A 13,357-nucleotide genomic window follows, 5' to 3' on the forward strand; every position below is an offset into this window, starting at 1 on the left:
TTTCTTTCTCCTTTCCAGACGATTATCCCCGTCATTACCAATCCACTAAATTCCAAAGTAATGAACAACAAGAAGAAAAACGAGGGTCAGACCGACTTTTCCTATTACGGTCTGTACCTGCTGGACTACCTCCGCACAAACAAGTTTGAACAGGCTTCCGACGATGCCTTCATCCGGGAGCGTGCCGACCGTGCCGCCGAAACGTATGAGCGTTCGCGGCTCGAAGGCTATCCGCCCGAAGGGGCGCAGGAGTTGGCGATGGACACGCTCCTGCGGGGGCTTCGCTATTCCAAGTACGCCATCCTCCGCGAAGTCGTGGAAAACGAGTTTGCCGGTGAAGTGCCGGAAAAGAAACGCGAAGCCTTCATCCGAAAACTGCTGCCGCCTGTCGGTAATGTATTCTCCGTCTATGACCTTTCGGACGACAACTTCGCCCTGTCGCCCGAATACGACCTGCTCTATACGGAGCTGACGGGAGCCGTCGTCCTTTATATCGACGAGTATGGCGTTTAACCGCAAACAACGGCTGCGGGACAACATCGAGGCGATACGGACGGCATTCATCCTTGAGAGGGAACGGAGGACGGCAACCGCCGAGGAACAAGCCATACTTCGGAAGTATTGCGGTTTCGGCGGGTTGAAGTGCATACTGAACCCGGCAAAGGAACTGACGGATGCCGTGCATTGGGCGAAATCTGACCTCGAACTGTTCGCCCCGACGGTGGAGCTGTACAGGCTGGTGCGTGAACACAGCAAGGACGAAACGGAGTACAAGCGGTACGTGGATGCCATGAAGCAGTCCGTGCTGACCGCTTTCTACACCCCGCCGGAGATAACCGGCACTATCGCGGATGTACTGCATGAACACGGCATACGTCCCGACCGTGTGCTGGAGCCGTCGGCGGGTGTGGGCGCATTCGTGGATGCCGTGCTGGAAAACAAGCCGGACGCGGACATCATGGCTTTCGAGAAAGACCTGATGACGGGCAAGATATTGGGACACCTGCATCCCGACCAAAAGGTAAGGGTGCAGGGATTCGAGAAGATAGAGAAGCCCTTCACGGACTATTTCGATCTGGCAATATCGAACATCCCGTTCGGTGACGTGGCTGTGTTCGACCCGGAGTTTACGGGAAGCCAAGACCCCGCAAGGCGTTCCGCACCGAAGGCAATACACAACTATTTCTTCCTGAAAAGCCTTGACGCGGTGCGTGAGGGCGGCATCGTGGCGTTCATCACCTCGCAGGGGGTGCTGGACGCACCGTCCAACGCACCCATACGCGAGTATATGATGCGTAATGCCAATCTGGTGGGTGTCGCACGCCTGCCGAACAACCTTTTCACGGACAACGCGGGTACGGAAGTGGGCAGCGACCTTATTATCCTTCAAAAGAACAGCGGCAAGAATGGGGAGCTGTATTATAACGAGAAACTTTTCATGCAGACCGAACAGACCCCTATCGGCACTTCTGTAAACGGGTATGTATGGAGCATCAGTTCTCTTTCCAATACAGATTTAATCAGAGGCACAGACCCTTATGGCAAACCTGCCTATCAACTTATACACCGGGGCGGCATCGGACAAATGGCGGATGACTTGCGGGAACATCTGAATATTGAGTTACCCCAGTTAGACATAGAACTATATGAAATGCACAACCTGCATCCGGCACAGGTAAAAAACACAGTGACGGAACCCATTTTCACACCGGTTGTCACTCCTGAAATACAGCCTCTTACAGAAATGGCAGTGAAGCCCGAAGCGGTAACACCGCAGCCGGAGGAAGAAAAGCCGGAGATAGAGCCGCGCCGCCCCGATTATTCAGCAGGCGTGCAGCTCTCCCTGCTCGACCTTTGGGGCATGACCGAGGAAGTCCGCAAGCAGGAAGCACCCGCCAAGAAGAAAAAGACAGCGAGAAAGGAAAGCACGGCAAGGCGTATGTCCCCCAAACCGCAGGCGCAGGTTACGCCGAAGGTTACGACCGCACCGCCGCCGTCTGCCGCACTGCTGACGGAGAACAGGGACAGCCATGAAACAAAGTCGGTGAGTGTCGCAGCCAAAGCCGATCCGGATGATATTTACGCCACTTTGGATTGGGATACCAACCCGCCCATCAACGGCTTCTATGAAATGATGATGGACCTCACGCCGGAGCGACGCAAGGAGCTTCGCAGGCTGGCGGCACAGCATCAGGAGAAACGGCAGCATGTCACGGGCGTGAAAGCCGCACCGGAGCAGGAAACACGGCGACCCAAAACACAGCCGGAAATTGCCGCCAATCCTGCCGCTCCCGCAACGGAAACGGCTGCAACCTCCCTTTTCCCCGAAATGGAAGCGGAAAAACCGAAGGAGGAACCTCTCTACCTTTCTCCCCGTCCGTTCAACGGTCTGCTGGAGCCGCACTACCGTGACGGCTCTATGGTACTGGATGCGTCACGCAATCTCGGCTATTTGAAAGACCTCACGCTTTACGGCGCGACATTCCAACCGCTTGACCTGACCGGCTACCAGAAGGAGAAAGCGATGTTGTATGTGTCACTCCGTGATTCATACGAGCGGCTTTACCGCTACGAGGCGGAGTACCACGATGAAGGGTCTGCGCAACGCGGAGCGTTGAACACCTGCTACGATGAGTTTGTCATGCGCTACGGCAACCTCAACGCCAAGCAGAACGTGAAACTGGTGATGATGGATGCAGGAGGACGCGACATCCTTTCGCTGGAACGGGCGGAGGACGGCAGGTTCGTCAAGGCGGATATTTTCGAGCGTCCCGTTTCTTTCTCGGTGGAGAGCCATGCCAACGTCAGCTCTCCCGAAGAGGCGTTATCCGCATCGCTCAACAAGTTCGGCACGGTCAATCTTGATTATATGCGGGAGATAACCGACAGCACGGAGGAGGGATTGCTTGACGCCCTCAAAGGACGCATCTTCTACAACCCGCTCGTAACCGGTTACGAGATAAAGGACAGGTTCATCGCCGGGAACGTGATAGAGAAGGCGGAGCGCATCAAGGCATGGATGGGCGACAACCCTGAAAACGGACGTATGCCGGAAGTGAAGCAGGCGTTGGAGGCTCTGAAAGAAGCCGAGCCGCAACGCATCTCCTTTGAGGACCTTGACTTCAACTTCGGGGAACGCTGGATTCCGACGGGCGTGTACGCTGCTTATATGAGCCACCTTTTCGACACGGACGTGAAAATCGCCTACTCCGCAAGCATGGACGAGTTTTCGGTGGCGTGCGGCTACCGCACCATGAAAATCACGGACGAGTTTTTAGTGAAGGGCTATTACCGGAACTATGACGGCATGCACCTTCTGAAACACGCCCTGCACAACACCTGTCCCGACATGATGAAGTCCATCGGCAGGGACGAGCATGGCAACGACATCAAGGTGCGCGACAGCGAGGGAATACAGCTCGCCAACGCCAAGATTGACGAGATACGAAACGGCTTCTCCGAATGGCTCGAAGAGCAGTCGCCACAGTTCAAGGAGCGGCTGACGACGATGTATAACCGCAAGTTCAACTGTTTCGTGCGCCCGAAGTATGACGGCTCGCATCAGACTTTTCCCGACCTCAATCTGAAAGGGCTGGCAAGCCGGGGCATCAGGAGCGTCTATCCCTCGCAGATGGATTGCGTCTGGATGCTGAAACAGAACGGCGGCGGAATTTGTGACCACGAGGTTGGAACCGGCAAGACGCTGATAATGTGCATCGCCGCGCATGAAATGAAGCGTCTGAACTTGGCGCACAAGCCGATGATTATCGGGCTGAAAGCCAATGTTGCGGAGATTGCCGCCACCTATCAAGCGGCATATCCCAACGCGAGGATTCTGTACGCTTCGGAGAAAGACTTTTCGACCGCCAACCGCGTGCGTTTCTTCAACAACATCAAGAACAACGACTACGATTGTGTCATTATGTCGCACGACCAGTTCGGCAAGATACCGCAGTCGCCGGAGTTGCAGCAGCGCATCCTGCAAGCGGAGCTTGACACGGTGGAGGAAAACCTCGAAGTGCTGCGCCAGCAGGGAAAGAACGTATCGCGGGCGATGCTGAAAGGTCTGGAGAAGCGCAAGCATAACCTTGAAGCGAAATTGGAGAAGGTGGAACACGCCATAAAGTCACGCACGGACGACGTGGTGGACTTCAAGCAGATGGGCATCGACCACATTTTCATTGATGAATCGCACCAGTTCAAGAATCTGACTTTCAACACGCGCCACGACCGTGTGGCGGGATTGGGGAACAGCGAGGGAAGCCAGAAGGCACTGAACATGCTCTTTGCTATCCGCACCATACAGGAGCGCACGGGCAAGGACTTGGGGGCGACCTTCCTCTCCGGCACGACTATCAGCAACTCGCTGACTGAGCTGTACCTGCTGTTCAAGTACCTGCGCCCGAAGGAGCTGGAACGGCAGGACATTCGATGTTTTGATGCGTGGTCGGCGATATTTGCCAAGAAGACAACGGATTTTGAGTTCAACGTGACGAACAACGTGGTGCAGAAGGAGCGTTTCCGCTACTTCATCAAAGTGCCGGAGCTTGCCGCCTTCTATAATGAAATCACGGACTACCGCACGGCGGAGGATGTGGGCGTGGACCGTCCCAACAAAAACGAGATACTGCACCACATACCGCCCACGCCGGAGCAGGAGGACTTCATACAGAAGCTGATGCAATTCGCCAAGACGGGCGACGCCACCCTGTTGGGCAGACTGCCGCTTTCGGAAACGGAGGAAAAGGCGAAGATGCTTATCGCCACGGACTATGCCCGGAAGATGGCACTCGACATGCGCATGATAGACCCGCATTACGAAGACCACCCCGACAACAAGGCGAGCCACTGTGCCAAAATAATCGCGGAGTATTATCAAAAATACGACGCGCAGAAAGGCACGCAGTTCGTTTTCTCTGACTTGGGGACTTACCAGCCGGGCGATGGGTGGAACGTCTATTCGGAAATCAAGCGCAAACTGACGGAGGACTACGGCATACCGCCAAGCGAGGTGCGCTTCATTCAGGAGTGCAAGACCGACAAGGCTCGGAAGGCGGTGATAGATGCCATGAACGCCGGGACGGTGCGTGTGCTGTTCGGCTCCACCTCCATGCTCGGAACGGGTGTGAACGCACAAAAAAGGTGTGTCGCCATCCATCATTTGGATACGCCTTGGCGACCGTCCGACCTGCAACAGCGTGACGGACGGGGAGTTAGAGCAGGCAACGAGATTGCCAAGCATTTTGCCGGGAACAACGTGGATGTCATCATCTATGCGGTGGAAAAGTCACTGGACAGCTACAAGTTCAACCTGCTGCACTGCAAGCAGACGTTCATCTCGCAGCTCAAAAGCGGGGCGATGGGCGCGCGTACCATCGACGAGGGTGCTATGGACGAGAAATCGGGCATGAACTTTTCGGAGTACATGGCGTTACTATCCGGCAATACCGACCTTTTGGACAAGGCGAAACTGGAAAAACGTATCGCCTCGCTCGAAGGGGAACGCAAGTCGTTCAACAAGGGCAAGCGTGATTCGGAGTTCAAGCTGGAATCGAAGACCCGCGAGCTGGGCAACAACACAGCTTTCATAGATGCCATGACGGAGGACTGGAACCGCTTCCTCTCTGTGGTGCAGACCGACAAGGAGGGCAATCACCTTAATATAATAAAGGTGGACGGAGTGGATTCCGCCGATGAGAAAGTCATCGGAAAGCGTTTGCAGGAGATAGCCAAGAATGCCACGACCGGAGGGTTGTACACGCAGGTTGGAGAGTTTTACGGTTTCCCGATAAAGGTGGTCAGCGAAAGGATACTCAAAGAGGGATTGGAGTTTACCGACAACCGCTTCGTGGTCGAGGGGAACTACAAGTACACCTACAACAACGGGCATCTGGCGCTGGCTGACCCGTTGGCCGCCGCCCGCAACTTCCTCAACGCGATTGAGAGAATCCCCTCCATCATCGACCAGTATAAAGCGAAGAATGAGGTCTTGGAACGTGAGATACCGCAGTTGCAGGAGATAGCAGGCAAGGTGTGGAAGAAGGAGGAAGAACTGAAACAGTTGAAGTCCGAACTTGCCGCCCTTGACCGCAAGATACAGCTGGAACTTGCGCCGCCTACACCCGAAATCACCGAAAAGGAGCATGAAGGGCAACAGGTCAAACCGGAAGCGAAAGGTGTGCGAAACGGTATCAGGCAATATCCCGAAGATACATCACCGCAAATACGCAATCCATCGGAAAGTATTATCGCCAATCACACCATAACTGGGCATCCGGGGCTGTATGCCAAGGAGGAAACCCGGTCCAAAGGATTGAAAATATAACCTTAGGAATTTTATCTGAAGTATTAATAAGGGCTATCCCAAAAGGTCTAAAAGTAAATTTTATCCTTTCTGCAAGTATCTGTAGGATGGCAACTGCATTTTTTTTCTTTTTGGGCAGCCCTTATTAAAATTTATTCTTATTTTAGGTTATATACATTCATGTCCATTTATGTAAAAAATCCTGCTGACCTTGTTTATGTCTTGTCAGTCACCATTTGCAAAACCATATTTGACCCTCAAAGAGGCTGAATTTGATAAGCAACTTGCTACATACTCATAATAAGGAGCTAAATAGAACACGAATGGGAAATACTCAAATGCCAAACTAAAGAAGATATTGGCCAAAATAAACGTTATACCGAGAGAGAAACTTGATTTTTTTCAACTTCCTAAAACGTTGTTGTTCAAACATTTCTACTTATTTGTACTTACCAGTTGAACCTACGCTTCCCTAATAAAATGTCTATGGTAAAAAGTTAAAAAATCCTCCCACTTTTGTTAGATATATTTTTTTGTGTAATTTTGTAATCGTTATGCGGCAGTAATAATATACATATTAATACGAGTTAGTAATCCTGTAGTTCTCACATGCTACGAGGAGGTATTAAAAGGTGCGTTTCGACAATGCATCTATTGTAGTATATTATTGCTTAATCCAAATGAATATTATAAATTTAGGAATTCTTGCTCACATTGATGCAGGAAAAACTTCCGTAACCGAGAATCTGCTGTTTGCCAGTGGAGCAACGGAAAAGTGCGGCCGTGTGGATAATGGTGACACCATAACAGACTCTATGGATATAGAGAAACGTAGAGGAATTACTGTTCGGGCTTCTACGACATCTATTATCTGGAATGGAGTGAAATGCAATATCATTGACACTCCGGGACACATGGATTTTATTGCGGAAGTGGAGCGGACATTCAAAATGCTTGATGGAGCAGTCCTCATCTTATCCGCAAAGGAAGGCATACAAGCGCAAACAAAGTTGCTGTTCAATACTTTACAAAAACTGCAAATCCCGACAATTATATTTATCAATAAAATTGACCGTGACGGTGTGAATTTAGAGCGTTTGTATCTGGATATAAAAACAAATCTGTCTCAAGATGTCCTGTTTATGCAAACTGTTGTCGATGGATTGGTTTATCCGATTTGCTCCCAAACATATATAAAGGAAGAATACAAAGAATTTGTATGCAACCATGACGACAATATATTAGAACGATATTTGGCGGATAGCGAAATTTCACCGGCTGATTATTGGAATACGATAATCGATCTTGTGGCAAAAGCCAAAGTCTATCCGGTACTACATGGATCAGCAATGTTCAATATCGGTATCAATGAGTTGTTGGACGCCATCTCTTCTTTTATACTTCCTCCAGAATCAGTCTCAAACAGACTTTCAGCTTATCTCTATAAGATAGAGCATGACCCCAAAGGACATAAAAGAAGTTTTCTAAAAATAATTGACGGAAGTCTGAGACTTCGAGACATTGTAAGAATCAACGATTCGGAAAAATTCATCAAGATTAAAAATCTAAAGACTATTTATCAGGGCAGAGAGATAAATGTTGATGAAGTGGGGGCCAATGATATCGCGATTGTAGAAGATATGGAAGATTTTCGAATCGGAGATTATTTAGGTACTAAACCTTGTTTGATTCAAGGGTTATCTCATCAGCATCCCGCTCTCAAATCCTCCGTCCGGCCAGACAGGTCCGAAGAGAGAAGCAAGGTGATATCCGCTCTGAATACATTGTGGATTGAAGACCCGTCTTTGTCCTTTTCCATAAACTCATATAGTGATGAATTGGAAATCTCGTTATATGGTTTGACACAAAAGGAAATCATACAGACATTGCTGGAAGAACGATTTTCCGTAAAGGTCCATTTTGATGAGATCAAGACTATCTACAAAGAACGACCTGTAAAAAAGGTCAATAAGATTATTCAGATCGAAGTGCCACCCAACCCTTACTGGGCCACAATAGGGCTGACGCTTGAACCCTTGCCGTTAGGGACAGGGTTGCAAATCGAAAGTGACATCTCCTATGGTTATCTGAACCATTCTTTTCAAAATGCCGTTTTTGAAGGGATTCGTATGTCTTGCCAATCTGGTTTACATGGATGGGAAGTGACTGATCTGAAAGTAACTTTTACTCAAGCCGAGTATTATAGCCCGGTAAGTACACCTGCTGATTTCAGACAGCTGACCCCTTATGTCTTCAGGCTGGCCTTGCAACAGTCAGGTGTGGACATTCTCGAACCGATGCTCTATTTTGAGTTGCAGATACCCCAAGCGGCAAGTTCCAAAGCTATTACAGATTTGCAAAAAATGATGTCTGAGATTAAAGGTATCAGTTGTAATAATGAGTGGTGTCTTATTGAAGGGAAAGTTCCATTAAATACAAGTAAAGACTATGCCTCAGAAGTAAGTTCATACACTAAAGGCTTAGGCACTTTTATGGTTAAGCCGTGTGGGTATCAAATAACAAAAGGTGGTTATTCTGATAATACCCGTATGGAAGAAAAGGATAAACTTTTATTCATGTTTGAAAAATCAGTATCATCAAAATAATGGAACGATCCAGGAATTTCTATAAGACAATACGGTTGGGGTATATACTTATCTCCGTTCTTATCGGATGTATAGCATATAATAGCTTCTATGAATGGCAGGAGATAGAAGCATTAGAACTTGACAATAAAAAAATAGACGAGTTCCGAAAAGAGATAAACAATATCAATATTCAAATGATAAAATTCTCTCTATTTGGTGAAACAATACTGGAATGGAACGATAAAGATATCGAACATTACCATGCACAGCGTATGGCAATGGACAGTATGCTCTGCCGTTTCAAAGCTACCTATCCGGCAGAGCGTATAGACAGCGTACGCCATCTTCTCGAAGATAAGGAACGGCAGATGTGCCAAATCGTGCAGATACTTGAACAGCAACAAGCCATCAACGATAAGATAACCCGTCAAGTACCCGTAATCGCGCAGAAAAGTGTGCAAGAACAACCCAAGAAACCTAAACGAAAAGGATTCTTGGGCATCTTCGGCAAAAAGGAAGAAGCGAAACCAACTGTGACTACCACGATGTACCGTTCCTTTAACCGGAATATGAGAACCGAACAACAGGCGCAAAGCCGTCGCTTATCGGTTCATGCCGATAGCCTTGCCGCACGAAATGCGGAACTTAACAGGCAACTGCAAGGACTGGTTGTTCAAATAGACGGGAAAGTACAAACTGACCTACAAAAGCGGGAAGCCGAGATAACAGCCATGCGGGAACGGTCGTTCATTCAGATTGGGGGCTTGACAGGGTTCGTTATACTGCTACTGGTCATATCATATATCATCATACACCGAAATGCCAACCGCATCAAGCGATATAAACAGGAAACCGCAGATTTAATCGAGCGACTGCAACAAATGGCAAAGCGAAACGAGGCACTGATAGCCTCTCGCAAGAAAGCCGTACATACCATTACCCATGAATTACGCACACCGCTGACTACAATAACGGGCTATGCCGGACTGATACCAAAAAACTTCGATACGGATAAAACCGGGATGTATATCCGAAATATTCAGCAATCCTCCGACCGTATGCGTGAAATGCTTAATACTCTTCTGAGTTTCTTCCGGCTGGACAACGGCAAGGAACAGCCTAATTTCTACACGTGTAGGATTTCATCAATAGCGCATACGCTCGAATCAGAGTTTATGCCAATTGCCATAAACAAGGGACTTGCTCTTACTGTGACGAATCACACGGATGCTGTTGTCTTGACCGATAAGGAACGTATTCTACAAATTGGAAATAACCTGCTGTCAAATGCCATCAAGTTCACTGAGAACGGTGGCGTTTCTCTGACAATGGGGTATGATAACGGTTTGCTGAAGCTAATCGTCAAAGATACAGGAACGGGCATGACCGAAGAGGAGCAACAACGTATATTCGGTGCGTTTGAACGTCTGTCAAACGCCGCCACAAAAGACGGCTTCGGACTGGGATTGTCCATCGTGCAGCGTATCGTGGCAATGCTCGGCGGTACAGTACGGCTGGAGAGCGAAAAAGGTAAAGGTAGCCGTTTCACAGTGGAAATACCCATGCAGACAGCTGAGGAACTGCCGGAACAGATAAATAGAACACAGATTCATCATATCCGTACATTCCATAATGTTATTGCCATCGACAATGACGAAGTGCTGCTTCTGATGCTGAAAGAAATGTATGCACAGGAGGGAATACACTGCTATACCTGCACCGATGCTGCGGAGCTGATGGAAATGATACGTCGGAACGAATATAGTCTGCTGCTGACGGATCTGAATATGCCGGATATAAACGGTTTCGAGTTGCTGGAACTGTTGCGCACTTCCAACGTTGGCAATTCAAGGGATATCCCGGTAGTCGTGATAACAGCTTCGGGCAGTTGCGGCAAAGAGGAACTTATAGAACATGGATTCACAGAATGCCTGTTCAAGCCGTTCTCCATATCTGAACTGATGGAGATTTCAAATAAATGTGCCATGAATGCGGCACAAAATGAAAAGCCGGATTTCACATCCCTGCTATCCTACGGCAATGAATCCGTCATGCTGGAGAAACTGATTACGGAAACCGAGAAGGAAATGCAGGCGGTTCGGGAGGCGAAACAACGGAAAGACCTTCAGGAGCTGGACGCCCTTACACACCACCTGCGCAGCTCGTGGGAGATACTCCGTGCCGACCAGCCGTTAAGGGAACTTTATAAACAGCTTCATGGAAGTGCCGCTCCCGACTATGAAGCATTGAACAAAGCCGTGACTGCCGTATTGGATAAGGGTTCGGAGATAATCCAACAGGCAAAAGAAGAAAGGAGAAAATACAACAATGGTTAAAACAAAAATCATCGTGGTGGAAGATAATATCGTGTATTGCGAATTTGTCTGCAACCTGCTGGCACGTGAGAAATTCCGTACAGTGCAGGCTTTCCACCTCTTGACAGCGAAGAAACATCTGCAACAAGCCGCTGACGGTGACATAGTGGTTTCAGACCTTCGCTTACCTGACGGCAACGGTATCGACCTGCTTCGTTGGATGCGCAAGGAAGGCATGACGCAGCCGTTCATCATTATGACCGACTATGCCGAAGTGCATACGGCTGTGGAAAGTATGAAACTCGGCTCGCTGGATTATATACCCAAACAGCTTGTGGAGGACAAACTTGTCCCATTACTCCGCACCATATTGAAAGAACGCAATGTCGGACGGAGCCGTATGCCCGTGTTTGCTCGTGACGGTTCAGCCTTCCGGAAAATCATGCACCGGATAAGGCTGGTAGCACCAACTGACATGAGCGTACTGATATTCGGTGAGAACGGCACGGGCAAGGAGCATATCGCCCACCATCTGCATGACAAAAGCAAGCGTTCTGGCAAACCGTTTGTGCCTGTGGACTGCGGATCGTTAAACAAAGAGCTTGCTCCATCGGCATTTTTCGGACACGTCAAAGGCGCATTCACCGGTGCGGACAGTGCCAAGAAAGGATATTTCCATGAAGCCGAAGGCGGCACGCTGTTTTTGGACGAGGTGGGCAACCTTGCACTGGAAACCCAGCAGATGCTTCTGCGTGCCATACAAGAGCGGCGATACCGTCCCGTTGGTGATAAAACGGATAGAAGTTTCAACGTCCGTATCATCGCAGCCACCAACGAGAATCTGGAAAAGGCGGTCAATGAAAAGCGTTTCCGTCAGGACTTACTGTACCGTCTGCACGACTTCGAGATAACCGTACCGCCATTGCGTGACTGTCAGGAGGACATCATGCCGCTGGCGGAGTTCTTCCGCGAGATTGCCAACAATGAATTGGAGTGCAAGGTTAGCGGATTCAGCTCCGAAGCACGGAAAGCGTTGCTGACCAATTCATGGCCGGGCAACGTGCGCGAGCTTCGGCAGAAAATCATGGGTGCGGTGTTGCAGGCTCAGACGGGACTTGTCACAAAAGAGTATCTGGAGCTTGGGATAACCGAAACAACCTCTGTTACCGGCTTCTCCCTACGCAACGACGAGGAAGATAAAGAGCGGATTATACGCGCTTTGAAGCAGGCTGACGGGAACCGGAAGGTCGCCGCCGAACTGCTTGGAATAGGCAGAACAACACTCTATAACAAGCTGGAAGAATATGGATTGAAGTATAAATTTGAGCAATCATAGCCCGCAATTCGCTGAAAATGGCTATCTTTGCATGACATATTAGAAGGTAACGGCGATTGGCAGAGCCTTTTGCCGCCTATATATAACATAAGACCGCAAGGCGTTTCGAGCGAAAATCTGGTAAATTGACACTACGGAGACGATTGCGTGATGCTTATGCTATGCCTACGCATAGCGTGCATTCACGTACTCTCCGTAAAAGGCTTTACCAGAGCCGTCGCTTGAAAGTAGTGTGATTTGCACGCTACTTTTTTGCCCTTGCCCAACGAAAGGAAACGATAATGGGTAAAGTACAGATTCTTGCCGTCCTCACGATGGACGGTTGTCAAAGCTCCGAGTTATGTTGCAAAGCGTATAAGGAACTGCGCCTTGAAGATTGCGGTATCAATGAGATAAGGGAAAACGCCCTTTATCATATCACACCGGATTATTCCATCTCCATGCTTGACGAATGGCGGAAATCCACAACAGACATCTGCTATCTGGCGGAAGTCACTCCTGAAAAAGCGGACTACATCAACGGGCTGCTGCGTATGCGTGTGGTGGATGAAATCATACTTTACACGATTCCTTTCATTGCCGGAACGGGAAAGCGTTTCTTCCAATCCGCCTTGCCGCAGGAACAATGGACGCTGACCTCACAGAAGGTGTACCGCAACGGAGTGGTCCGCCATATCTATAAAGCGTGCGTTTGATGTCCATAAAATGGACGAATGTTCAGCAAATGAACACTTTAAGCTGAATACAATTCCTTTCAGATAAATAAATCGCGAAATTATCACTCTGAAATCCAGCACCTTGCAGAGAGCGTGCC

Annotated in this window: 6 protein-coding genes; all 6 read left to right on the forward strand. The window is 49.1% G+C overall.

Annotation, left to right across the window (positions count from 1 at the left end; genetic code table 11):
* Positions 1-60: 60 nt before the first annotated feature.
* The 6 genes from BQ7997_RS00195 (at position 61) to BQ7997_RS00220 (ending at position 13,238) form a co-directional block, all read left to right on the forward strand.
* On the forward strand, positions 61-513 hold the full coding sequence (locus BQ7997_RS00195) for a DUF1896 domain-containing protein (protein ID WP_073342369.1): 453 nt from the start codon (positions 61-63) through the stop codon (positions 511-513).
* A complete protein-coding gene (locus tag BQ7997_RS00200) occupies positions 503-6,325 on the forward strand; it encodes an N-6 DNA methylase (protein WP_073342373.1) in 5,823 nt (1,940 codons plus the stop codon). The genes BQ7997_RS00195 and BQ7997_RS00200 overlap by 11 nt, the downstream gene beginning before the upstream one ends.
* A 659-nt stretch (positions 6,326-6,984) precedes the next feature.
* Complete coding sequence (gene tet(Q), locus BQ7997_RS00205) at positions 6,985-8,910, forward strand: tetracycline resistance ribosomal protection protein Tet(Q) (protein ID WP_073342757.1); 1,926 nt, start codon at positions 6,985-6,987, stop codon at positions 8,908-8,910.
* Positions 8,910-11,228 carry a hybrid sensor histidine kinase/response regulator gene (locus BQ7997_RS00210; RefSeq protein ID WP_073342377.1) on the forward strand — a complete coding sequence of 773 codons (2,319 nt, stop codon included), beginning with the start codon at positions 8,910-8,912 and terminating at the stop codon, positions 11,226-11,228. The genes tet(Q) and BQ7997_RS00210 overlap by 1 nt, the downstream gene beginning before the upstream one ends.
* Positions 11,221-12,543, forward strand: a complete 1,323-nt coding sequence (locus tag BQ7997_RS00215) for a sigma-54-dependent transcriptional regulator (protein ID WP_073342381.1) — start codon at positions 11,221-11,223, stop codon at positions 12,541-12,543. Before BQ7997_RS00210 ends, BQ7997_RS00215 begins: the two co-directional genes overlap by 8 nt.
* A 281-nt stretch (positions 12,544-12,824) precedes the next feature.
* On the forward strand, positions 12,825-13,238 hold the full coding sequence (locus tag BQ7997_RS00220) for a dihydrofolate reductase family protein (protein WP_073342384.1): 414 nt from the start codon (positions 12,825-12,827) through the stop codon (positions 13,236-13,238).
* The last annotated feature ends 119 nt before the right edge of the window (positions 13,239-13,357 follow it).

It is taken from the genome of Bacteroides congonensis (genome assembly GCF_900130125.1).
Classification (GTDB): Bacteria; Bacteroidota; Bacteroidia; order Bacteroidales; family Bacteroidaceae; genus Bacteroides; species Bacteroides congonensis.